Below are 24,483 nucleotides of genomic sequence, written 5' to 3'. Positions count from 1 at the left end.
TCCTCATCCAACTCTAGCAGAGGCAATGATGGAAGCACTACATGATGTACACAAACAATGTGTACACTCAATGTAATAACAGCATAGGGTTCTTATAAGATATTGGAGTATATTAACTTAAAAAAGATAAAAAAAGCGTATACAGATTTGATTTACACAAACCTGTATATGCTCCCTTACGTAACATAATTCTACTTTCAGTCGTGTTTGTCTAAATAGAAGCAGCTCTTTATTTTTATTCTTTTATATAAGCATCAATAACAGTTGAAACATAATGGTCCTTTCCATCATCTATTAAAGCTATTATTTTAGGTGAGCCAGGATAGTTAGCACCTATTCTATAGGCTTTTGCCTTCATTGTGTCTTCCTTTATATACCTATCTATACTGATTTCTGATACACCATTATATTCATATCCATCATAAGCATCTAAAATTCTATCTCTTAGTTTCCCTGATGGTCCATCAATCTGCTTTATGTCTTCCAATACGTCTTCAATATATTTCATATCTTCAACCTCCAATGCAAATAATTCTATGTACTCTATTATTCCTTTATATGCAAAAATAAATACAGCCATGAACTAAGTTCCCATGGCTGTATGATTAAAATAAGATTTTCGCTTAATTAAACAAAGTGTAAGATGCTTTGTAAGAATATTAATAAGAAACAAGTTCCAGCCTTTATTAAGGTAATAACAAACATATTCTTGTAGGATTGCTTATGTGTCAATCCTGCGATTCCTAAAAGCGTTATAACTGCTCCATTATGAGGCAATGTATCAAATCCACCTGAAGCCATAGAAGCTACACGATGAAGTAATTGAGGACTAACGCCAGAGCTTGCTGCCCATTCCATGTATTTTTTACTAAACATATCTAGAGCTATACTCATACCACCAGATGCTGATCCTGTAGTTCCAGCTAATACGTTAACACTAACCGCTTCTGATAATAATGGACTACCATGAGGATTAATGTTAATTAGAGCATGTGCTATGGATTTAAATCCTGGAAGAGTTTTAATAACATTACCAAAACCAACTTCTGAAGATGTATTCATTACAGCTAACAAAGAACCTATAGCACCAGCATTAATTGCTTTCGCTACATTACCTTTTATACGCTTTGGATTTATAATGAATGCAAGAGCAATACCGAAAATTAATCCAATAATAAGTGCCCAGTTATTCATTGTTCCTATAACTCCTGTTTCTGCTATATTATAAGGAGCTTTAGTTACCCATGAGCTAATATTCCAGTGTGGGAATATTGATTTTTGCAATATTAATGTAACTACAAGCACTGAAATTAATGGTATTGCTGCTAGAATTGGGTTTGGTAAACTAACATCTTCAACAATTACTGGCTCATTAGTATGTCCTTCACCATATCCCTCTCCTGCAGCCTGAGCCTTACGTTTACACCACTCTAAATAAGCTATGCCGCTAGCTAAAATAATAACTGTTCCTAATATTCCAAAAACTGGAGCTGCATAAAGGTCTGTGTTAAAATATTTCATTGGTATTGAATTCTGAATTTGTGGAGTTCCTGGAAGTGCATCCATCGTAAATGTAAATGCTCCTAATGCAATAGTCGCTGGAACAAGTCTTTTTGGTATATCCGCTTCTTTAAAAATAGAAGCAGCAAATGGATATACAGCAAAGGCAACAACGAAAAGACTTACACCACCATAAGTAAGTATAGCCGCTGATAACACAACAGATAAAATAGCATTTCTTTTTCCTAGTTTCTCTACAATGGCTTTAGCAATTGATTTTGCTGCGCCTGATTCTTCCATTGCTTTACCGAATACAGCTCCTAGCAAGAAGAACGGAAAGTATACCTTTGCATAGTTTGCTAGATTCGGTAAAAATACTTCTGTATAAGTCGGCAAAAGAGCCATTCCAGAAAATAAAGCAGCTAATAATGCAAAAACTGGTGCAAAAAAGATAACCGAGAAGCCTCTATAGGCCATAAATATTAATAGTCCTAAGCTTAAAATAATACCTAATTCTGCCATTTATAATACCTCCATTTATTTTCTCTTAGCTGCCTAGCATATACTCATAAATATATAATTTACTTATTGGCAGCTAAGAATATTTACTTCATTAATTTTAATAAAATAAGTTAAATTTAGTATTTTCTCTTTTTCCTTTAAAAATATAATGAACTTAAATAATTGATTGAAAGCTTAATAATAGATTAAGCTATTTTTATTCCAACTAATTCATCTCTGAATATATCTTCATTCATAATCTTTAATTCTGAAGATATTATTGGTTTAAAATCCATATGTGCCAATATATCCTTTTCTAAATCTACCCCTGGTGCAATTTCCTCTAAAATCAAACCTTCCCGAGTTAACTTAAATACTGCTCTTTCAGTTATATAAAGTACTGGTTGTCCAATATCCACAGCATATTCTCCGCTAAAAGTAATCTGTTCTACTGTATCTAAAAACTTATTAAATTTTCCGTCTTTCTCTATAGTCAATCTTCCATCTGCCACCTTCACTTTTAAACCACCTGCAGTAAAAGTTCCACAATATACAACTTTCTTAGCATTTTGAGTGATATTAATAAAGCCTCCGCAGCCAGCGATTTTAGGTCCGAATTTACTAACGTTTACATTTCCATGTTTATCACATTGAGCTAGTCCTAAAAAAGCTACATCCAATCCACCACCATCATAAAAATCGAATTGACTTGCCTGATCTAGTATGCTTTCTGGATTTATTGAAGCTCCAAAGCTTAATCCACCTGCTGGCACTCCACCTATTCCTCCTGCCTCTACAGTTAAAGTCATTTCATGTCCAATACCTTCTTCATTTGCAACTATGGCTACTCCTTCTGGTACTCCAATACCTAAATTGGTTACTGCATTTGACACAAGTTCCATAGCTGCTCTTCTTGCTATTACCTTTCTTTCATCTAGCGGTATCGTAGCTATCGAATCTACTGGTAGTTTTACGTCTCCGCAATAGGATGGATTATAAGCTTCTCCAAAAGTCTGCATATGATTTTGTGGAGATGCCATAACTATAGCATCAACATATACTCCTGGAATTTTAACTTTTCTTGGATCTAGTGACCCTTTAGCTACAATCTTCTCAACTTGTAAAATTACTATTCCACCAGAATTTTTAGCCGCTTGAGCCATTGCTGTTCCATCTAGCGTTGCTGCTTCTCTTTCTAACGTTGCGTTTCCATCTTCATCTGCATAAGTAGCTCTTAAAATTACAACATCTATAGGAAAAGCTTTGTACAATAAGTATTCTTTATCTTCAATGTTAACAACCTTTACTATATCCTCTTTTGTTACTTCATTAAGCTTACCGCCTTCAATTCTTGGGTCTACAAAGGTTTTCAACCCAACATGAGTTACCGTACCAGGTTTTCCTGCAGCAATATCCCTATACATATGCGATATAACACCCTGAGGTAAGTTATATGCTTCAATCTTATTTTCTAAAGCTAATTTTTGAAGCTTTGGAGCTAATCCCCAATGACCTCCTATTACTTTTTTTACTAATCCTTCATGTCCTAGATGATTTAGTCCCTTATTTTGGCTGTCACCCTGACCAGCTGCGTAGACCAGTGTTAAATTTTTAGGAATCTGTTTTTCCAAGTATTGTTTTTCTATTTCTATTGTAATTTCTTCAGGATGACCGCATCCAATAAAACCGCCGACTGCGACAGTAGCTCCGTCTTTTATCAGATTAACAGCTTGTTCTTTTGAGATAACTTTTGATTTCATTCTTTGACCCCCTCTACGTAATATTGATCCTGTGTAATTATGTATAGCAATTGTCATGCCAAGCTTAATATAACTTTAATATTGCTTTAAATCACTATAATACCCTGAATATCAAGGCTTGTAGATTATTAAAATTTAGACATACTTTATATAAAAATATAAGATGTACACAAAATATACACCTTATACCTCTTATTTATCAAAACGCTTACATTGACTAACTTTTAACAATGTCTACTTTTTTTACATGTATATATTTTTTACATTAATTTTGAGAATATTGATTATATTTTATATATGTACAGTCTTTATAAAAAAAATTCTATGCTTATAGGGTTGGAAACTCTATAAGCATAGAATTTATAATTTAACTTTCCAATTTATATTCTTCTATTTTCTTATATAAACCAGCCCTGCTTATACCAAGCAATTGAGCTGTTCTATTTTTATTCCAATTATTTTTTCTTAAGCATTCTTCAATTACGTCCTTTTCAACTTCTTCGATTATATCCTTTAAATATTTTCCCTCATTAGTATAACGTTTAAATTTATTTTTTACTAATCTTTCAGGAAGATTTTCTAATTTTATAACTAAATCTGAATCTAACAAATTTACCGCTCTCTCAATAACATTTTCAAGTTCTCTAATGTTTCCTGGCCAATCATAATTAACTAAGCAATCTAGTGCATCCTTAGATATTCCTTCTACGTATACTCCTAAACGATTAGCTACTTTAATTCTTAATGAATTTGCTATCATCGGAATATCCTCTTTTCTTTCCCTTAAGGAAGGTAAAGGGATTTTCATAACGTTAAGTCTATAATATAAATCTTCTCTAAACTTTCCCTCTTTAACACTATCTTCGAGATTTTTATTTGTAGCTGCAATAATTCTAACATCAACTTCCTTTAATATATTTCCACCTATTCTTTCAATTTCCCTTTCTTGAATTACCCTTAAAAGCTTAACCTGCATTTCCATAGGCATATCACCTATTTCGTCTAAAAATATAGTTCCTCCATTAGCAAGTTCAAATTTTCCCTTTTTACCAGTTTTTTTTGCTCCAGTAAAAGCACCTTCTTCATAACCAAACAATTCTGCTTCCAATAATTCAGATGGAATAGCCGCGCAATTTATCTTTATAAAAGGACCTAAATTTCGTTTGCTTGCATTATGAATCGCATGTGCAAATAACTCCTTACCCGTGCCACTTTCACCAATTATTAAAACATTAGAATTAGTTCTTGCAACTCTCTTTACTAAAGATTTCACTTTTTGTACACTTGGGGAATCTCCTATTATATTTTCAATAGAATACTTTGCTTTTCTTTCTTTTCCAAGCTCATTCTTATAAAACTCAACCTCTTTCTCTAGGTTGCTTAACTTCTTACTTAGGGTATAGAAATCCCCAATGTCTTTGAATATTACTTTACCTACAGCACCGACAACCTTGCCATCTTCTTTAAGAGGCACACGCATAGCAATCATTTTGTTCCCCTTTATATCTTGAACATCTCCTAGTTCCAAGTTACCACTTTGTATAACCTTATACATTCTAGTATTCTCTATTATATCTTCTACATGCTTACCTTCTGGATTACTGCAGCCCAAAAACTCTTTATAAGCCTTACTCATCATTGTAATTAGTCCTTTTTCATCTATTACAACTACACACTCATTAAGCGTATCCATGATAGTATTTAATATATCTATATATAGCTTATCATCATACAGTTCTTTTTGTAATTTTTTATGCTCAGTTATATCTCTAAAAATGGCTATTGCGCCTTCAACTTTTTCTTCCATAATCACAGTAATTCTATTTGTAATAAACTCTCTACTATTTGCAATGAATCTCTGACTTATTTCATTCTCACCAGTTTTCAACACTCTAGGTAAGTTTGTTTCAGGTATAACCTTTTCTACATGTTTACCTATGTCTTTTTCAGCACTAATACCGAGCAAATCCTCTGCTTTCTTATTTATAATAAATAACATTCCATTTTTATCTACTCCTATTAAAGCTTCATCTATATTTTCTGCCATCAAATGAAAACATTCTTTAAAAAACATAAAACATATCACCTCTTAAAATATAATTTTATACGATTAATCAAAACTCTTGCTATTTATTTTTTCAATATATTTAGTGGAGTCATAACAGATGTCTCAAAAGCTTTTTAAACAAGTAAAATTTATAATAATATTATAACATTAAATAAAAACTGGTACTATGCTTTTACATAGTGCCAGTTTATTACTATCTAAATCTTAAATTAGTCTACAGAATTCATTTTTAATATAGAGCTACCTATAACCATATTTAAAACTTCACTAGCTCCTACACCTATATCTATAAGTCTACCATCTCTATAAAGTCTTTCTACTTCATTATTTCTTACATACCCATGCCCACCCATTATCTGAATGGCTTCATAACAAATTAAATTTACAGCTTCGCCAATGAATACTTTTGCAACCGAAGCTTCTATAGAATAGTCCTTATTGCTTTCTCTTACTTTACAGGCCTTTTTGAAAAGTAATCTACATGCTTCTAGCCTTATATACATGTCTGAAATCTTACTCTGAATAGCATATAAACTACTTATTGGCTTACCAAAAGCTATGCGATTATTAGAATGATGAATTGCCTTATTAAGTGCGGCTTCACTTATTCCTATTCCAATTGCACACATGCCTAATCTTCCACCTACTAACCCATCCATAGCAATTTTAAATCCCTTATCTTGTTCTCCTATCATATCTTCAGAAGATATTCTGCATTCCTTTAATACAAGATCCGTAGTTACTGAACTTCTACAACCCATCTTGTCAATTACAGTTGTTATTTCCAAACCTTTTGTATCTTTTTCAACAATAAATAAACTAATACCCTTAGCTCCTTTTTCTTCATCGGTTTTGCAGGCTACAATATAAATGTCAGCTAAACTACCATTTGTACAGAAATATTTATTTCCATTTAATATATAGTGATCCTTATCCTTTGATGCAGTTGCTTTTATACCTGCAGCATCTGACCCAGCAGCTGGTTCACTTATCGCATAAGCCGCAATTTTATTTCCTTCTACAATATCTTTTAAGTATTTATCTTTTTGCTTTTCTGTTCCATATTTCATCAATACATCTGCTGCCATCCAATGAACTGCATATAACAGCCCGATACCAGCACTATATTTTGAAATTTCTCTTATAATTCCAAAGGAAGTTTCATAATCTAATTCTAGACCTCCATATTCTTTAGGATAATGTAGAGAAAATAGTTTAAGTTCCCTCATAGGTTTTAAGAGTTCCTTAGGAAATTCACTAATTTCATCTAGTTGCTTTGCTATAGGTTTAATATAATTTTCACAAAAATCCTTAGTATCTAAAAACAACTTTTTCTTGCTTATATTCATCAAATCACATCCCAATTCTTATTTCAAATTCATTTCCTTTAAATTTTCAGAAACAACAAAATCTGCTTCAGTTATTGCTTTTATATTTTCCACTGTTAACCCTGGAAATACCTCCCTCAAAACTAGAACCTTATCTCCTACATCAAATACAGCCTTATCTGTAATAATTGTTTTTACACATTTTTTTCCTGTTAAGGGTAGCGTACATTGTTTTACTATCTTTGAATTTCCATTCTTATCTGTATGGACAAGAGCTGCTACAATTTTTTTAGTTCCATAGGTCAGTTCCATAGCTCCACCAATACCTGGCCACCACAAATCATTTCTTTTGGTTGCCCAATTAGCTACGTTTCCATACTGATCTACTTCTAGCGCCCCTAAAACTGTTGTATCTATATATCCTTTTCTCATAGCACCTAGGGATATATTTAAAGGCATTATTGCTGCACCTTTAGGCAAGGTTATTGGCTCTGAGCCTGCATTGGCCATATCAGAATCTGCTTTGTCATAGCTTGGTTTAGGTCCAAATCCAAAAATACCGTTTTCTGAATGAAGTATTATCTCTACTCCTTCTGGAAGGTAGTTCACAGCTTGTGTTGGTATTCCAAACCCTAAATTTACAACCTCTCCATTTTTAAATTCTTGTGCTGCTCTTCTTGCAATTATTTCCCTAACATCCATGTTTGTTCCTCCTTTATTATTCATTCTTACTTAATTTACCTTTTGAAAGCCACATCTTCCTATAGATATCTTGCTGTTCTTCTAACGTATGGCCTTGAACCACTGCATTTACAAAAACTCCAGGAGTTCCAACACATTCTGGTAATATTGTTCCAACTGGAACTATTTCATTAACTTCTGCAATGGTGTATTTTCCTGCCATTGCAATTTCAGGATTGTTATTTAATCCAGTATATCTATACTGGAGATTTCCAAGCTCATCTGCTCTCCATGCTTTTACTATTGATACTTCAGCTGTAAGGGCAGGTTCAACAAAACAATCTACTCCATCTACATTGATAACCTTCTTAGTTTCTTTCCTAAGTGGAAACAACTCTGGATCCTCTAATATACCAACACCAACTGGAACTAACACTCCAGGAAGACCCACTGCTCCGGCACGAACTTTTTCCATCCAAGTACCCATAGGATAAAATTCTTTTACTATCAAATTGCCTTCTAGATACTCTTTTGTAGATTCTGAAGTTGTTCCTACATGACTTGAAATAAGTTCTTTCACCATTTTATTTTTATATAACATAGCTTTTCCAAAACCATCTAATCCAGGTGCTACAGCAATTAAAGTTAAATCCTTTACACCTAATTCTATTAGTTTTTCAATACATTTTAATGGTGATCCCACATCTAGGAACCCTCCCATCATTAGCTTTGTACCATCTTTAACAATACTTAGTGCTTCATCAATTGACATTATTTTTGATTTCACTTTAAAACCTCCTTTAAAAACATTTTCTCTTATAACTTTAGCAATTAATATGCCATTATCTTGGTAATTCACACAACATGCTTCGCAAGCAATATAAATGACTATTTGATCAATTTCCAATTGCCTAAAACGTCTTAATAACAACTGTTTATTCTTATCCTTCAATAAAAAATGTCCCTAAAGTGCACAAATCAGTGTACACTTTAGGGACATCGAAGACAACAACTACAAATTTATATTTAATCTTTTTAGTTTTTTATATAACACAGATCTATGCATATTCAGCATTTTAGCAGCTTTTGATTTATTTCCATTACATTTTTTTATGGCTTCAATTATAAGCTGAATTTCTGTTTTATCAATAATTTCGTTGTAATCTTTTGAAGAAATTTCACTTATGCCTTTGGTATCTATAATACTCTTTTGTTTATCCCAAGGTTTTTCAGGCAGCTTTGTTATATCTATAATCTCTTCATCACTATAGTTAACTGCTAATTCTAAAAAATTTTCTAATTCCCTTACATTTCCTGGCCAATTATAACTTTTTAATAGTTTTAAGGATTCATTTGTTATTCCTATTGCATCTGAACTCAATTTTTTATTTATCTTCGCTAATAGAGACTCTATATATAGTGGAATATCTTCTTTTATTTCTCTTAATGCTGGCATTCTTATTTCTAATACTTTAAGTCTATAATATAAATCTTCTCTAAATTTATTTTCCTTAACTAAACTCTCTAAGTTTTTATTTGTGGCAGAAATAATTCTAATATCTACAGAAATGGTCTTTGTTCCTCCTACTCTTTCTACCTGTTTATCTTGAATCGCCTGTAATAACTTAGCCTGCATATGCAGTGGCATATCACCAATTTCATCTAAGAATATAGTTCCACCTTTAGCTAATTCAAATTTACCAGCCTTGCCTGACCTTCTTGCCCCAGTAAAAGCGCCTTCCTCATATCCAAAAAGTTCTGATTCCAATAAAGTTTCTGGAATAGCTGCACAGTTTATTTTTATAAAAGGTGCATCTCTTCTTACAGACCTGCTGTGTATAGCCTCTGCAATTAGACTTTTACCTGTACCACTTTCCCCTGTAACCAAAAGATTAGAGGTAGATCTTGCAGCTCTCCTTGCAAGCTTTTTAGTAAATAACATTTCACTTGATTCTCCAATTATATCCATGCAAGTATGCAACTTAATGCTACTATCATTCCAACAATTTGTGTTAGCTATTTTTTTACTGACCTCTTTTGCTATAATCATATTTGGAAACAACGTTTTTAAAACTGCTCCAACAGTTTGTCCTTGCTCCTTTAAGGGATATCTACCTATAACAAACTCTCTATTATTTAATCTCAATATCTCCCCCCATTGAGAAGAATCTTGAATTATAGTGTCATAGAGCCTGCAGTTTGGAATTACATCATTAATTTTCTTTCCAATAATTTGGTTTTCTGAAAGTCCAAATATACTTAAAAAAAATGAATTGCAAAAGAATACCTCTCCTTTTAAATCTATTGCTAATAATCCTTGAAAATGGTTATCAAAGCATTCATTATTTAATAGGCTTTCTACTATAGATATACTTTTAACATGTGTATCTTCGCATTCCATTAGCACCACCTCTTTTACATGATTATACTATATTTTTTGTAATATCTAAAGAAATCTAAAATAGCAAAATCTCTTTGCATTTATTCTACAAAGAGATTCTATAACTTTTTTGATTAATTCAATTCTTTTATTTGAGCTATAAGCTCAGGCACAAGCTTTTTGTAATCACCAACTAATGCAAGGTCAGCTACTTTCATTATTGAAGCATCTGCATCTTTATTTATAGCTATAATATAGTCACTATCCTGCATTCCTGCTAAATGTTGTATTGCTCCTGATATTCCGCAAGCTATATATAAATTTGGTCTAACTGTTTTTCCAGTTTGTCCAACTTGGTATGCTTTATCTAACCAACCATTGTCTATAGCCGCTCTTGAGCCTGCTACTATTCCACCTAATGCATCTGCAAGGTCTTTTAGAACTTCGAAGCCTTCTTTGCTTCCTATCCCTCTTCCACCTGAAACTATTATCTTAGCTTCTCCAATGTCAGCGCAGTCTTTACAAGCTTTAACTACATCTATTGTCTTAGTTCTTATATCTGTTTCTGTTAAATTAGCAGCTATCTTTTGAATTTCTCCATTCCTTAAAGTATCTTTAACTAATTTTTCAAATACTCCTGGTCTTACTGTTGACATCTGTGGTCTGTGATCTCCACAAACTATTGTAGCCATTAGATTTCCACCAAAGGCTGGTCTTGTCATAAGCAAATTCTTATTTTCTAAATCTATATCAAGAGATGTACAGTCAGCTGTTAGTCCTGTTGCAAGTCTTGCTGCTACTCTTGGTCCTAAATCTCTTCCTATAAATGTAGCTCCTACTAATATAGCTTCTGGTTTCATTACATCTACTAAATCACATATAACCTTTGTATATCCATCTGTTGTAAAATGTTTTAGAAGTGGACTATCTGCATATACTACTTTATCTGCACCATATGCTACTAGTTCTTTTGCTATATCATCTATTTCGCTTCCAAGTAATAATGCTGTTACCTCTACTCCTAACTTATCTGCTAATTCTCTACCTTTTCCTAATAATTCCAATGCTACTTTTTGAAGTTTTCCATCTCTTTGTTCAGCAAATACCCATACGCCTTTATAATCTGCTATGTTCATTCTAAACCCCTCCTATTTTTATATGAAACTCCTTCTCCTGCCGTCGAATGAGTAAGCGACCATCTCAAAATCAACACTCTGTGTAAGCGATCATCTCAAAATCATAGATTTTAGATGCCTGCTTAAGATTTTGGATGTCTGCTTAGATAAAGTGCTTCTCTTTTAATTTTGAAACTGCATATGCTGCTGTCTCTTTTGCTGGTAAATTCACTAATTCACCCTGTCCTTTTGCTTCTTTAGTCATTGATCTCTTAACTTTTGTCGGTGATCCAGCTAATCCAAGAAGAGATTTGTCAACATCTATATCAGCTGCACTCCATATCTTTACTTCTTTTTTATATGTTTCGAAGATGTTTGCCATATGCATATATCTTGGCTCATTTAATTCTTTTATCGCAGTTAGAAGTACTGGTGTTTTTACACTTATTACTTCATATCCATCTTCCCATGCTCTTTGTACTTTTAAGAAGTCTCCTTCAATATCTACCTTTTCTACATAAGTTATCTGTGGAATATTTAAATGCTCAGCTATTTCTGGTCCAACTTGTGCTGTATCTCCATCTATAGCCTGTCTTCCAGCAAATACTATATCATAATCTAACTTTCTTAATGCTCCTGCTAATGCATTTGATGTAGCTAATGTATCTGCTCCTGCAAATGCTCTATCAGATATCAGTATTGCTTCATCTGCTCCCATTGCTATTGCTTCTCTTAATGCCTTTTCTGCTTGTGGTGGTCCCATGCTTATTATTGTGACTTTTGCTCCTGTCTTTTCTTTTAATACTAATGCTTCTTCTAATGCATTTTTGTCATCTGGGTTTATTATTGATGGAACACCTTCTCTTATAAGAGTTCCTGTTTTTGGATCTATTTTAACTTCTGTTGTATCTGGAACTTGTTTTAAACAAACTACTATGTTCATTTTGTTGGCCTCCTTAATCTTTATTATCTAAATACGCTTCCTGAGATAACCATCTTTTGAACCTGTGATGTTCCTTCATAGATTTCTGTTATCTTAGCATCTCTCATCATTCTTTCAACAGGATAATCCTTTGTATATCCATATCCGCCGAATAATTGAACTGCTTTTGTTGTTACTTCCATAGCTATATCTGCTGCAAATAATTTAGCTCTAGCGGCATCTACTGTATATGAAAGTCCAGCATCCTTCTTACATGCTGCCTTATATACTAGGTGTCTTGCAGCTTCTATTTTTGTATCCATTTCAGCTACTGCCCATGAAAGTCCCTGGAACTTATCTAATGATCTTCCGAACTGTTTTCTTTCTTTCATATAAGCTACAGCTTCATTGAAAGCACCTTCTGCTATTCCAAGTGCCTGAGCTGCTATACCAATTCTTCCTCCATCTAGGGTACCCATAGCAATACCAAAGCCTTTCCCTTCTTTGCTCAATAAATTTTCCTTTGGTACTACACATTCTTCAAATACTAACTCTGTTGTTGATGATGCTCTTATTCCCATCTTATCTTCTAATTTTCCTATTGAGAAACCCTTAAATCCTTTTTCTACTATAAATGCGGAGATTCCCTTTGTTCCTTTACTTCTATCTGTCATAGCAAATACTATAAAGATATCAGCTTTTCCACCATTTGTTATAAATATCTTTTGTCCATTAATTATATAATTATCTCCATCAAGTACTGCTGTTGTTTGCTGTCCTGCCGCATCTGTTCCCGCATTTGGCTCTGTTAAACCAAAGGCTCCTAACTTTTCTCCCTTTGCAAGAGGTACCAGGTATTTTTTCTTATGCTCTTCAGTACCATATTTGTCAATTACCGATGCACATAAAGATGTGTGTGCTGAAAGTATAACTCCAGTAGTACCACAAACCTTTGATAACTCTTCAACTGCTAATATATATGAGAGAGTATCTCCACCTGCTCCACCATATTCTTTAGCAAATGGTATACCCATCATTCCGTATTTAGCCATTTTTTCTACTGTTTCCATTGGGAATCTTTCTGTTTGATCAATTTCTGCAGCTAATGGTTTAACTTCATTCTCGGCAAATTCTCTTACCATTTGTCTTACTAGTTCTTGTTCTTTTGACAATGTAAAATCCATAATTGGTCCTCCTCTTGATTTAAGATATATATTTTAATATACTTTGTTTGTTAATAAACAAACCTTTTTTATTAAAAACTTTTTAAATTAAAACTTTACAAAATACATTTAACTTTATATAGCTTTATTTATCTATCTGAAATTAGTTATGCTGAAACTTTCTTTGGAGGCATGACTAATGCTTCTCCATCAATGACAACTTTTCCATCTTGATTTGTGCAAACAGTTCTTAGTTTAACTCTATTTTTTTCTATATTCATTTCTATAACTTCTACTTCTGCTTTTATTGTGTCTCCAATATGAACTGGTGCAGTAAATTTAAGTTGCTGACCCATATAAATTGTTCCTGGTCCTGGTAAATACATGCCAAGACATGCAGAAATAAATCCTGAAACCAGTATTCCATGCGCAATTCTACCTTTAAACATTGTCTTTTCTGAAACAACTTGGTTTATATGTGCCGGATTTAAGTCTCCAGTAATTCCAGCAAAAAGGTATACATCTGTTTCCGATATAGTTTTTTCAACTGAAACCTTATCACCTATTTTTATTTGATCAATAGTTAATCCTTGCATATCTATTCTCCCTTTCATTTATATTAAAATTATAAGTTAATATTAATCTATCAAAACCAATTAATTTATTTTAACTAAGGGGCTTAGGGTCCACAGCTTGAAAAAGTCCACAGCCTTTCCCCTTAGCTTATAGCAATTTCATGTTGTCATTCAAACCTTAAATGTTCAGCAGCTTATCTTTCAATAACAACTGCTGTTCCTTGTCCTCCACCTATACATAAGGTTGCAAGACCTCTTTTAGAATCTCTCTTCATCATTTCATGAATAAGTGTAACTAATATTCTAGCTCCTGAAGCTCCTATAGGATGTCCTAAGGCTATAGCTCCTCCATTTACATTTACCTTACTCATATCAAATTTTAAATCTTTAGCTACAGCTAAGCTTTGTGCTGCAAAAGCTTCATTTGCTTCTATTAAATCAATATCATCTATTGTTAAGTTAGCTCTTTGCATGGCTTCTTTAGTTGATGCTACAGGGCCATATCCCATAATAGCAGGATCTAATCCTTTAGAACCAAAAGATACAATCTTAGCTAATGGCTTTATTCCAAGCTCTACTGCTTTTTCAGCACTCATTATAACTAAAGCTGCTGCCCCATCATTTATTCCTGATGCATTACCTGCAGTGACTGTTCCATCTTTCTTAAATGCAGGTTTTAATTTTGACATACTTTCAATAGTTGCTCCTGCTCTTGGATACTCATCTGTGTCAAATATTTTTGGTTCTCCTTTTCTCTGAGGTATAATTACTGGAACTATTTCTTCCTTGAATCTTCCTTCTCTTATGGCTATTTCAGCTTTTAATTGAGAGCTTAAAGCAAATTCATCTTGCATTTCTCTAGTTATATTCCATTGCTCTGCTATATTTTCTGCTGTAATCCCCATGTGATATCCATTAAAAGCATCCCAAAGTCCGTCTGTAATTAATTCATCTATTAACTTTCCGTCTCCCATTCTTTGTCCCCATCTTGCATTATTCAACAAATATGGAGATCTTGACATATTTTCCATTCCACCTGCGACTATAATATCATTGTACCCAGATAGAATCATTTGAAATGCTAAGCTGACCGCTCTAAGTCCAGAACCACAAACCTTATTAATAGTAAAGGAGGAAGTTTCTACTGGAATACCAGCCTTTACTGAAGACTGCCTAGCTGTATTTTGTCCAAGACCAGCCTGAAGTACATTTCCCATTATTACTTCGTCTACTAATTCAGGTTTTATTCCTGATGTATTTAGTGCTTCTTTAATTACTAAAGCTCCTAAATCAACTGCTGATATATCTTTTAAACTTCCTCCAAAAGATCCTACAGCCGTTCTTACTGCACTTGCTATAACTACTTCTCTCATTACCACACCTCTAATCAATTTTTAAAATACATATATTTATTATTTTGTATAATCATAAAAACCTTTTTTTGTTTTTCTTCCTAAATATCCTGCTCTAACCATCTTTCTTAGTAGAGGATGAGGTCTATATTTTGAATCACCAAATTCTGAGTATAATACCTCCATGATTGCTAAGCATACATCATTACCTATTAAGTCTGCCAATGCCAAAGGTCCTATTGGATGGTTTGCACCTAGTTTCATTGCTAAATCAATATCTTCAACACTTGCAACACCATCTGCTAATATTCCTACTGCCTCGTTTATCATAGGTATAAGTATTCTATTAACTACAAAACCTGGAGCTTCTTCAACCTCTACTGGATCTTTTCCAATGTTTTTTGATATTTCAATAATTGTATTTTTAGTTTCTTCAGAAGTAGCAATTCCTTTTATAACCTCTACTAGCTTCATTACTGGAACAGGATTAAAGAAATGCATACCTATAACTTTGTCTGGTTGTTTTGTAGCACTTGCTACATCAGTGATTGATAAAGAAGATGTATTAGTCGCAAGTACAGCTTCTGGTTTGCATAATGCATCTAATTCAGCAAAAATTTTTTTCTTAATAGCCATATTCTCAATAGCAGCCTCTATAATTAAATCTGCTTCCTTAGCTAAATTTATATCTGTTGTAGGCGTTATTCTGCTGAGAATTTTATTTTTTTCTTCTTCTAATAATTTTCCTTTTTGAACGCTTTTTTCAAGACTTTTAGTTATTACTCCATATCCCCTTTGAACAAAGCTTTCTTCGATATCTCTCATTACTACTTCATAACCTGCTTGAGCAAAAGTCTGAACAATCCCTGAACCCATTGTTCCTGCTCCTAAAACAAATACTTTCATTTTTTCCTCCTTTTAATCTTAAACATTCATACTCATAGATTTTCAAAATACTAAGCTTCAGACTGATTAAAAGTTTTTATCCTACTGAGGCTTGGTAATATACCCTGGAGGATAAGTCTGCTTTCAGCCATGCTTATTCTATACTCTATTTATTTTTAAAATTTGCTTTTCTTTTTTCTAAAAATGCTTCCATACCCTCTGTTTGATCATCTGTTGAAAAACATAACCCAAATAAGTTCTTTTCAATTTGCATTCCTGTTTCGATGTCACTTTCAAATCCTCTATTTATAGATGTTTTTGAATATCTTATTGCTATTTGCGCTTTTGAAACAATTTTTTCTGCTAAAACTAATGCTTCAGTCATTAATTGGTCATGTACTACAACTTTGTTTACTAAACTTAATTTTTCTGCTTCAACAGCATCAATCAAATCACCTGTAAATATTAGCTCTTTTGCCTTAGCAATTCCAACTAAGCGAGAAAGTCTTTGAGTTCCAGCAAATCCTGGAGTAATTCCTAATCCTACTTCAGGTTGTCCAAACTTTGCCTTTTCTGAAGCTATGCGAATATCACAACTCATAGCTAATTCACAACCGCCACCTAATGCAAATCCATTTACAGCAGCAATAACAGGCTTCTCCATGAGTTCTATTTTTCTAAAAACACTTAAACCTAAATCTGCAAATCTCCTGGCTTCTTCTGGTGTTTTATTTTTCATTTCTGATATATCTGCACCTGCTACAAAAGCTTTACCATAACCAGTTACTATTACAACATATATTTCTTCATCATTATTTATTTCATCTAATATTTGATTAAGCTCATTTAAAACATCGCTATTTAAAGCATTTAACGCTTTGGGTCTATTAAAGCTTAGAATAGCAATATGACTTTGTTTATCTAAAACAACGTTTTCATGTTCCATATGATCCCTCCTCACTCATTTATATCAGCAATAAGCATGCCAATCATCTATTTTTATAAAAGCCCTGTAAATTCAACAATATTATTAAAAAAGTAAAATCCCACCAATAAGATTTTACCGTCTATTATTTATACACTTTTTTTTAATTACCAGTTGTTTGTTCTAATAAGCTAAATAGAATAGTTTTGTATATATAATTTACATGTCTACAATTTTTACACATTGCTAATATTTTAAATCTTAAATTTTATACAATAAAAAAGCATTGATCTTATCTCTAAAAGATCAATGCTTTTTTATTAAGCAACTTGTATATAATTATTTATTAACTACATTAACCTTATCACCATCATTTAAAAGACTCTGTCCTTCGGTAATAATATTAGTTCCAACCTTAATAGTATCTGTTTTTATTTCAGTAATTTTATCATTAGCTATTCCTGTTTCTACAGCTATTTTCTTAATTTTGCTATTTTCTACAGTATATAAGTATTTAATCCCATTTTCTTCCTTTAAAGCTTCGTTTGGAACAACTACAGCAGTATCCTTCTGTTGATCCGGTATTGATATTTTAGCAAACATACCTGACTTTAGTTCTCCGTTAGAGTTGTCTATTTTTATCTTAATTATATATGAGTTGCTTTTAGAATCTACATCTGGGCTTATGTTGTCTACAACTCCTGTAATACTCTTATTACCTGCTGCATCAATTGTCACTGGTACACTCTGACCAACTTGAAGTTTACCTACGACCTTGTCTGGAACAGTTATTTGTGCTATTAATGAAGATGTATCTATTACTGTGACACTTCCTGCTGATCCTGAAGTAATTTCACCAACTTCAACATTTTTAACAGATACAACACCAGCTATAGGTGATGTTATATTTGAATCATTTAATTGCACTTGTGTCGAATTAATATTAGCTTGTGCTTGCGCTACCTGTGCAACACTCGATGTAGAAGTTGAACCTTGTTGTAAAAGTCTTAAGTTCTCTTGATCGTTTTGTAAAGCTACAGAAGCATTATCAAGAGCTAGCTTTGCAGCATCTAAATCCTTCTGAGATATTGCTCCTGTATCAAATAATTTTTTTTGCTTTTCATAGTTATTGCTAGCATCATTATAAGTAAGTTGATCTTTAGCAACACTTTGCTGATACTTCAATATATTATCATTTACACTAGCTCTTGATACATTAAGAGCTGCCTGTTGTGACTGAAGGGTTGCAGAAATCGATGCTGCATCAAGGGTAAAAAGGGTTTGTCCAGCAGCTACTTTATCTCCCACGTTAATATTGACTGTCGCAACTTTTCCTGAGTTTTTAGGACTTACCGTAACAGATTTTACAGCCTCTAATTTTCCTGCATATGTAACATCTGTGGATATATTTTGCGTAGTTATTTTATACAACTTAACGTTTTGAACTTCCTTCCTCACTTGAGGAGCCTGCTTCTTACCATGTTTAACCTTATAAACTCCTGCACCTACAAGAAGAATAACAACAATTAATACAATCCACTTTTTGTTTAATTTTTTAAACTTCATATTAATCTGCCTCCGTAACATATGATTTGTTATTACGATTTTTGAAAATTTTATGTTTCAAGTCATCCATCAATGTATAGACTACAGGAAGAATAATAGGTGATAATATTGTTGATGCTATCATTCCGCCTATTATAACCCATGCCATACCTGATCTGGTTTCACTTCCTTCACCTAAAGCCAATGCTGATGGCAGCATTCCAACAATCATTGTTAAAGAAGTCATAATAATTGGTCTTAATCTAGTCGTTCCAGCAGCTATAAGAGCTTCTCTTAAATTCATGCCTTGTTTCATAAGAGTATTAGTATAATCAATTAACAGTGTACCATTTTTGGACGCCAATCCATCCAGCATTATAAATCCTATTAAGGACATCATATTTAAACTGTTATGAGTTAGCGCTAAAATTCCTAAAGCTCCTATTACGGCACAAGGTAATGCGAGCATTCTTACTAGTGGAGTGAGGAATGATTCATATAGCACTACGAGTATCATATATACGAGAACTATAGATGCAATTATGGCTTTTGCTAAACTGCCAAAGGCATCTCCCATTTGCTTTTGGCTTCCGCCATAAGATACTGTATATCCCATAGGAATAGACATTGATGAAATTTTATTTTTAATATCTGTATTAACGCTTCCCAGGTCTCTTCCCTCAAGGCTGGCAGATACTGTAACTACATCTTGTCTATTTTCTCTTCTTATGGACTTAGGACTATCAGCCTCTGTTATTGATGCAACTTGATTTAAGGAAATTTGTTGTGCCGAAGAGTTTTGTAACTTTATAGCACCAACATCGGATGCACTTTTAATTTGTCCATCCATAAATTTTAAAGTCATATCATATTCATCATCATCGCCTCTATATGTACCTGCTGATGAACCCTGTATGCCTGTTCTAAGCGCTGAAGCTATATCTGAAACAGCAACTCCATACTGTGCTGCTGCAAGTCTGTCAATTTTCACTCTAAGTTCACTATCATTTGCATCTAATGAATTAGTTACGTCCACTGTTCCTTTAACAGACTTAACTTCATCTTCAACCTTTTTAGCTAAATCTTTTAATGTATCAGCATTATCACCAGATATTTTTATATTTATAGCAGAGCTTGAGCCGCCACCGCCACCGCCGCCGCCCATTTGGGATTCAGATACTGAAAAGTTTACACCAGTAAGCTGCTTCTTTCCCCAACTACGCACCTGCGAAGCTAGTTGAGTTTGGCTCTTCTTACGTTCATTTTTAGGAACTAACGTAACGTTAATCCTTACTGAAGCATCACTTACTTGTGTATAGTAATACTTAACCTCTTTAAAAGTTTTTAAATAGCTATCAACTTGTACAGCTTTTTCATCTGTTTGTTTTAAGTTTGTCCCTGGAGTAAGTGTCATAGAAATAGAAAAAGTGCTTTGGTCCGAATTTGACATAAATTCTGTACCTATAAATCCTAATGGAACTAAAGCAACACTTGCTACAATACAAGCAATCAAACCGGTTATTACCTTCCATCTATTATCTAGTGACCAAATAAGAAACCTTTTATAAAGTCCAGTAGTATTTTCCATAAATTTATTAATTTTAATGCCAATTTTCCCAAACAGGCTTCTTTTTACACTAGCTACCTTCTCTCCAGCATTGTGTCTAACCAATCGAGAAGCAAGCATAGGCGTAATAGTAAAGGATACAAATAATGAAAACAATGTTGCAAAAACTATAGTTAAACCAAACTGTTTAAAGTATTGTCCTATAACACCTGACATAAAAGCAATTGGTAAAAATACAACTACGTCACATAAGGTAATTGCAACTGCTGCCATTCCAATTTCTTTTCTTCCTTCAATAGCAGCTCTTATAGGGTTCTTTCCTTGAGCTAAATGTCTTTGTATATTCTCTAGTACAACTATCGAGTCATCTACCAGTATACCTATACATAAAGATAGCGCCATCAAACTCATCATATTTAACGTGAACTTTAATTCATACATCATAAAGAATGTAGAGATAAGTGATGTAGGTATAGCAATTAGAACTACCAAGGAAGAACGCCAACTCTTAAGAAAGAATAACAATACTATTGCTGTTGTTATAACACCTTCTACAAGGCTATGTTTTATTCCACTTAAGGAATCCTTTATAAATGTAGTAGTATCACTAGCTACTATTATGTTCATATTTTTAGGAATGCTTTTTTGCAATGTGTTCATTCTATCTTTTATGTTGTTTACAACTTCAACCACATTAGCATCACTCTGTTTTTGAATATCAATAGATATAGTCTTTTTTCCATTTAGTTTGGTTTCTGAAGTAGCTTCTGGACGCTCTAAAGCAATATCAGAAATTTCCCCTAAACGTACCTTTCCTCCATTAGCGGTTGGTATGAGTACGTTTTTTATTTCGTCAATATTTTGGAACTCACCCATAACCCTAATTGACTTGTCTATTTTATCCTGTTTAATTTGTCCTGCTGGCATATTAGTATTAGAATTTTTTAGTGTATTTGATATGGAATTTATAGTTATGCCATAGTATTCAACTGCAGTTTTGTCAAGTTTTATTATTAATTCTTTTTTGTCTGCTCCTCCAAGAGTTACCTGTCCTACACCAGGAACCTTTTCTATTTCTGTTTTCAATTTATCTGCCTGATTATATATTTCGTCAAAAGAAGCAGTTCCTGAAACAGCAAGGGTCATAACAGACATAGCGTCAGTATCTATTTTACTAATTACAGGGTCACTTGCATCACTCGGCAGACTTCTTTTGGCCTTATCTACTGCCTTTTGAACATCTAGAAATGCGGTATTCATATCCGTACCATCTTTAAACTGAATTATAACAGTTCCAGCACCCTCTCTAGATGTAGAAGTGATAGTATCAATACCACTTATTCCTGCAACGGCATCTTCCATGGGTTTTACAACATCTTTCTTGATATCATCTGCACTAGCACCATTATATGATGTTGACACTGTAATAACAGGTATAGTCATAGAGGGCAGTAATGCTGCTCCTAAATTTGTATAGCCTAATATTCCTAAGCCAACCAATAGAGCTATTACCATAGTTATAGCTGCAGGCCTTTTTACTGATATTTCGGTTATGCTCATTTTTTAGCCTCCTTGATATTTTGTTCTAATATTTCTTATGGTAAATTAAAAACATTAAAAAATCAACAAATTTCTACGTTGAACAACTCAATCCTCTTACTTATTTTGAAAATTATTCCATGCATATCATATAATTTTATCTTTTTTTTGTGTCAATCTAATTACAAATTAGTTACTAAATCGTTTCTAAACTATTAATTTTTTGTTAATAACATTAAAACAACTCATACCCCAGCTCAGTTTGTTCACTGCAGAAAAGAAGTTGTTTATAATATATTCCTATAAACAACTCCTTTTCTATATATATATACTTAATACTTAAAAAATTTACATCTACAAAACTACTGCTGTTGATTGCCTTTCAAAAAACTTTTTATAGAAATGATTTATTATATCACTTCTCTTTATTATTCCAATAAATACATCATTATCATCTACTACTGGAACAAAATTTTGACTTACAGAGGTATAAATTAAGTCCTCTATATTTGAATTTATATGAATAGGCTTATTCACCATTCTTCTAGGTATTTCATCTAATTTTATTTTGCTTGCACTTTTCAAATCCAGTCCAGATGTGTTTTTAAGCTTCCATAATAAGTCACCTTCTGTAAGTGTACCTATGTACCTTCCTTTATCATCTAGAATAGGAATAGCTGTATATCTGTGATGTTCCATTCTTTCGAGAGCTTGCCTCATAGTTGAATTTAAATTCTCGAATACTATATCCTTTTTTGGTGTTAAAAAAAATGCTATATTCATATGACTGTAATGTTACTGCTTAACTTATACACCAGTAACATTTTTCACCTGCCTTCCTCTTAAATCAATATAAATAGTTCTCCATAAATAAATTATACCACTTATATCGATTAACTATTATTAATAAAGTTTAAAATTTTATTTTCATAGATTCACAATTCTGCATAAAAAGGCCACTTATGTCCTAATTACATAAGTGGCCTAAAAAGGCTACACAACTTCGTATTTATATTGTCCATCTTCCTTAATACTGAAGAAATCTGAATAATCAATTTTAAATATACTCTTGTTTATATTAGATATATTTATTTTATTCTTTATAAGTTGATGTAGTACTCCACAGTAAGATATATCTCCTACGAGGATTGCTCCATATAATATTCCGTCCTTATGAATTATTTTCTTATAAATATCCTCTGTTTCAATAACATCTACTTCATAGCTATTATCAGGAGCTTCAACTACACCTAAAGACACAGTTTCTAATCCTAAGAAATTCATTGAATTTCTTAGTGCAAAGGTATCTTCAAAAGCTTTTTCTTTTCCAATCATATTATATGCAGCTGCTATCCCCTGTTTTACAGCGATAGGCCAGATTGGAGCCGTAAAGGTAACATCTCCAGCAGCATATATATCTTTTGCAGAGGTTCTGCAGAATTTATCTACTACAATGCCTTTATCTACTTTTATGCTTCCATTTTCTATAAAACTTACATTAGGTCTAACTCCTGCGGCAACTATTAGCATATCACATTTTATTACGATTCCATCGCTTAATCTTACATTATCTATAGAACCGTCTTCTTTTAGAACTACTTCCTCAAGTTTTAATTTTGTAAATATATCTACTTTTTTATTTCTAAAAAGTTTTTGATACCTGCTTGCTGCATTTTTATCTAACTGAAGCGGAAGTATTCTATCTCCCATTTCTACAATAGAAGTTTTTATTCCTCTCTCCATAAGAGCTACAGCTGCATCTATACCTACAAGTCCTGCACCTAATATCACAGCTCTCTCTGATTTTTTTATTCCTTCTTCTATATTTAATACATCATTATAATTTCTTAAGGAGTATACACCTTTAGCTTCTCTTAAGTTTTTAACTGGTGGAATAAATGAGGAGGCACCAGTTGCGATTAATAGTTTATCATATTTTTCTACTTTATTATCCTCCAAGATAACTTGCTTCTCATTAGCATTTATATTCGTAACCTCAATACCCTTTATCCATTTTATATTATTTTTAGAGAAAAATTCCTTATCAACAAAAGCAATCGTCTCTAAATTCCTATTTCCACTAATGACATGGTGAAGCATACATCTTGAATATACATCAGTATCTTTCGATATAATAACAATTTCGCTCATTTCATCTAATTCTCTTAGGGTTTTTGCGGCATTAATTCCTGCTGCACTAGCCCCTATTATAACATATCTCATTAGCAATCCACCTCCTCAAGGTATATTGCACCAGTTGGACAATTTTCTACGCATCTAGGAATTTCTCTTCCATTACATAAATCGCATTTAATTACAACCTTTTTAGTTTTTGTATCTGGTTTCAAAACTCCATATGGGCAAGACATTACACACATAAAACATGAAGCACATTTTTCTTTATCATAAGAAACTATTCCTGTATCTTTATCTTTAGTCATAGCACCACTCATACAGGTATTAACACATTCAGGCTCATCACAGTGACGACAGAATATTGGAACTGGCTTTCCGTCCTTATCTAAAGTTATATAATTTCTTCCTTCATTTTCTATATCTTCAAGATCTACATCATATATAGATTTTCCTCTTTCGTTGTGCTCTGCCATGCATGCTATATAACAATTTAAACATGCGCTGCACAAATCTTTATTTATCATGATTCTTTTCATAGGAG

20 protein-coding genes are annotated in these 24,483 nt (G+C 32.9%); all 20 read right to left on the bottom strand.

What is annotated here, in order from left to right; genetic code table 11:
* Positions 1–235 precede the first annotated feature (235 nt).
* Positions 236–508 carry a hypothetical protein gene (locus tag I6U48_RS22560; protein ID WP_218322737.1) on the bottom strand — a complete coding sequence of 91 codons (273 nt, stop codon included), beginning with the start codon at positions 506–508 and terminating at the stop codon, positions 236–238.
* A 119-nt stretch (positions 509–627) separates the two neighbouring features.
* A complete protein-coding gene (locus I6U48_RS22555; RefSeq protein WP_218322736.1) occupies positions 628–2,022 on the bottom strand; it encodes a GntP family permease in 1,395 nt (464 codons plus the stop codon).
* 185 nt (positions 2,023–2,207) lie between these two features.
* The gene (locus tag I6U48_RS22550) at positions 2,208–3,761 is read right to left on the bottom strand and encodes an acyl CoA:acetate/3-ketoacid CoA transferase (RefSeq protein WP_218322735.1); all 1,554 of its coding nucleotides are present in this window, start codon (positions 3,759–3,761) and stop codon (positions 2,208–2,210) included.
* Between the two features lie 367 nt (positions 3,762–4,128).
* A complete protein-coding gene (locus I6U48_RS22545) occupies positions 4,129–5,835 on the bottom strand; it encodes a sigma 54-interacting transcriptional regulator (RefSeq protein ID WP_218322734.1) in 1,707 nt (568 codons plus the stop codon).
* Positions 5,836–6,038: 203 nt separating this feature from the next.
* Positions 6,039–7,178: an acyl-CoA dehydrogenase family protein gene (locus I6U48_RS22540; protein WP_218322733.1), complete on the bottom strand. Its 1,140-nt coding sequence runs from the start codon at positions 7,176–7,178 to the stop codon at positions 6,039–6,041.
* 18 nt (positions 7,179–7,196) lie between these two features.
* The gene (locus I6U48_RS22535) at positions 7,197–7,859 is read right to left on the bottom strand and encodes a 3-oxoacid CoA-transferase subunit B (protein WP_218322732.1); all 663 of its coding nucleotides are present in this window, start codon (positions 7,857–7,859) and stop codon (positions 7,197–7,199) included.
* 16 nt (positions 7,860–7,875) lie between these two features.
* Positions 7,876–8,625: a CoA transferase subunit A gene (locus I6U48_RS22530; RefSeq protein WP_218322731.1), complete on the bottom strand. Its 750-nt coding sequence runs from the start codon at positions 8,623–8,625 to the stop codon at positions 7,876–7,878.
* 225 nt (positions 8,626–8,850) lie between these two features.
* Entirely contained in the window at positions 8,851–10,239 is a 1,389-nt protein-coding gene (locus tag I6U48_RS22525; RefSeq protein ID WP_218322730.1) for a sigma-54 interaction domain-containing protein, read from the bottom strand.
* Positions 10,240–10,352: 113 nt separating this feature from the next.
* The gene (locus I6U48_RS22520; RefSeq protein ID WP_218322729.1) at positions 10,353–11,354 is read right to left on the bottom strand and encodes an electron transfer flavoprotein subunit alpha/FixB family protein; all 1,002 of its coding nucleotides are present in this window, start codon (positions 11,352–11,354) and stop codon (positions 10,353–10,355) included.
* 142 nt (positions 11,355–11,496) lie between these two features.
* Entirely contained in the window at positions 11,497–12,276 is a 780-nt protein-coding gene (locus I6U48_RS22515) for an electron transfer flavoprotein subunit beta/FixA family protein (RefSeq protein WP_218322728.1), read from the bottom strand.
* Positions 12,277–12,299: 23 nt separating this feature from the next.
* Positions 12,300–13,439, bottom strand: a complete 1,140-nt coding sequence (locus I6U48_RS22510) for an acyl-CoA dehydrogenase (protein ID WP_218322727.1) — start codon at positions 13,437–13,439, stop codon at positions 12,300–12,302.
* Positions 13,440–13,585: 146 nt separating this feature from the next.
* Positions 13,586–14,014 carry a MaoC family dehydratase gene (locus I6U48_RS22505; RefSeq protein ID WP_218322726.1) on the bottom strand — a complete coding sequence of 143 codons (429 nt, stop codon included), beginning with the start codon at positions 14,012–14,014 and terminating at the stop codon, positions 13,586–13,588.
* A 173-nt stretch (positions 14,015–14,187) separates the two neighbouring features.
* A complete protein-coding gene (locus I6U48_RS22500; RefSeq protein ID WP_218322725.1) occupies positions 14,188–15,366 on the bottom strand; it encodes an acetyl-CoA C-acetyltransferase in 1,179 nt (392 codons plus the stop codon).
* Positions 15,367–15,405: 39 nt separating this feature from the next.
* Positions 15,406–16,251: a 3-hydroxybutyryl-CoA dehydrogenase gene (locus tag I6U48_RS22495; protein WP_218322724.1), complete on the bottom strand. Its 846-nt coding sequence runs from the start codon at positions 16,249–16,251 to the stop codon at positions 15,406–15,408.
* A gap of 145 nt (positions 16,252–16,396) precedes the next feature.
* The gene (locus tag I6U48_RS22490) at positions 16,397–17,176 is read right to left on the bottom strand and encodes a short-chain-enoyl-CoA hydratase (protein WP_218322723.1); all 780 of its coding nucleotides are present in this window, start codon (positions 17,174–17,176) and stop codon (positions 16,397–16,399) included.
* A gap of 318 nt (positions 17,177–17,494) precedes the next feature.
* Entirely contained in the window at positions 17,495–18,721 is a 1,227-nt protein-coding gene (locus I6U48_RS22485) for an efflux RND transporter periplasmic adaptor subunit (protein WP_218322722.1), read from the bottom strand.
* 1 nt (position 18,722) lies between these two features.
* The gene (locus I6U48_RS22480) at positions 18,723–21,827 is read right to left on the bottom strand and encodes an efflux RND transporter permease subunit (protein ID WP_218322721.1); all 3,105 of its coding nucleotides are present in this window, start codon (positions 21,825–21,827) and stop codon (positions 18,723–18,725) included.
* A gap of 333 nt (positions 21,828–22,160) precedes the next feature.
* Entirely contained in the window at positions 22,161–22,589 is a 429-nt protein-coding gene (locus I6U48_RS22475; protein WP_218322720.1) for a CBS domain-containing protein, read from the bottom strand.
* Positions 22,590–22,799: 210 nt separating this feature from the next.
* The gene (locus tag I6U48_RS22470; RefSeq protein WP_218322719.1) at positions 22,800–24,029 is read right to left on the bottom strand and encodes an NAD(P)/FAD-dependent oxidoreductase; all 1,230 of its coding nucleotides are present in this window, start codon (positions 24,027–24,029) and stop codon (positions 22,800–22,802) included.
* On the bottom strand, positions 24,029–24,478 hold the full coding sequence (locus I6U48_RS22465) for a 4Fe-4S dicluster domain-containing protein (RefSeq protein ID WP_218322718.1): 450 nt from the start codon (positions 24,476–24,478) through the stop codon (positions 24,029–24,031). The genes I6U48_RS22470 and I6U48_RS22465 overlap by 1 nt, the downstream gene beginning before the upstream one ends.
* Between the last annotated feature and the right edge of the window lie 5 nt (positions 24,479–24,483).

It is taken from the genome of Clostridium thailandense (assembly GCF_019207025.1).
GTDB lineage: Bacteria > Bacillota > Clostridia > Clostridiales > Clostridiaceae > Clostridium_AM > Clostridium_AM thailandense.
Note: the sequence above shows the minus strand (reverse complement) of the source record. Positions and strands in the feature narration are given on the sequence as shown.

What these genes read in the sequence shown, in the direction of transcription:
- I6U48_RS22550 (WP_218322735.1), bottom strand. Translation starts at nt 3,761, where the DNA reads ATGAAATCAAAAGTTATCTCAAAAGAACAAGCTGTTAATCTGATAAAA.
- I6U48_RS22470 (WP_218322719.1), bottom strand. Translation starts at nt 24,029, where the DNA reads ATGAGATATGTTATAATAGGGGCTAGTGCAGCAGGAATTAATGCCGCA.
- I6U48_RS22525 (WP_218322730.1), bottom strand. Translation starts at nt 10,239, where the DNA reads ATGGAATGCGAAGATACACATGTTAAAAGTATATCTATAGTAGAAAGC.
- I6U48_RS22500 (WP_218322725.1), bottom strand. Translation starts at nt 15,366, where the DNA reads ATGAGAGAAGTAGTTATAGCAAGTGCAGTAAGAACGGCTGTAGGATCT.
- I6U48_RS22505 (WP_218322726.1), bottom strand. Translation starts at nt 14,014, where the DNA reads ATGCAAGGATTAACTATTGATCAAATAAAAATAGGTGATAAGGTTTCA.
- I6U48_RS22485 (WP_218322722.1), bottom strand. Translation starts at nt 18,721, where the DNA reads ATGAAGTTTAAAAAATTAAACAAAAAGTGGATTGTATTAATTGTTGTT.
- I6U48_RS22465 (WP_218322718.1), bottom strand. Translation starts at nt 24,478, where the DNA reads ATGAAAAGAATCATGATAAATAAAGATTTGTGCAGCGCATGTTTAAAT.
- I6U48_RS22495 (WP_218322724.1), bottom strand. Translation starts at nt 16,251, where the DNA reads ATGAAAGTATTTGTTTTAGGAGCAGGAACAATGGGTTCAGGGATTGTT.
- I6U48_RS22475 (WP_218322720.1), bottom strand. Translation starts at nt 22,589, where the DNA reads ATGAATATAGCATTTTTTTTAACACCAAAAAAGGATATAGTATTCGAG.
- I6U48_RS22555 (WP_218322736.1), bottom strand. Translation starts at nt 2,022, where the DNA reads ATGGCAGAATTAGGTATTATTTTAAGCTTAGGACTATTAATATTTATG.
- I6U48_RS22545 (WP_218322734.1), bottom strand. Translation starts at nt 5,835, where the DNA reads ATGTTTTTTAAAGAATGTTTTCATTTGATGGCAGAAAATATAGATGAA.
- I6U48_RS22560 (WP_218322737.1), bottom strand. Translation starts at nt 508, where the DNA reads ATGAAATATATTGAAGACGTATTGGAAGACATAAAGCAGATTGATGGA.
- I6U48_RS22515 (WP_218322728.1), bottom strand. Translation starts at nt 12,276, where the DNA reads ATGAACATAGTAGTTTGTTTAAAACAAGTTCCAGATACAACAGAAGTT.
- I6U48_RS22520 (WP_218322729.1), bottom strand. Translation starts at nt 11,354, where the DNA reads ATGAACATAGCAGATTATAAAGGCGTATGGGTATTTGCTGAACAAAGA.
- I6U48_RS22535 (WP_218322732.1), bottom strand. Translation starts at nt 7,859, where the DNA reads ATGGATGTTAGGGAAATAATTGCAAGAAGAGCAGCACAAGAATTTAAA.
- I6U48_RS22480 (WP_218322721.1), bottom strand. Translation starts at nt 21,827, where the DNA reads ATGAGCATAACCGAAATATCAGTAAAAAGGCCTGCAGCTATAACTATG.
- I6U48_RS22490 (WP_218322723.1), bottom strand. Translation starts at nt 17,176, where the DNA reads ATGGAACATGAAAACGTTGTTTTAGATAAACAAAGTCATATTGCTATT.
- I6U48_RS22540 (WP_218322733.1), bottom strand. Translation starts at nt 7,178, where the DNA reads ATGAATATAAGCAAGAAAAAGTTGTTTTTAGATACTAAGGATTTTTGT.
- I6U48_RS22510 (WP_218322727.1), bottom strand. Translation starts at nt 13,439, where the DNA reads ATGGATTTTACATTGTCAAAAGAACAAGAACTAGTAAGACAAATGGTA.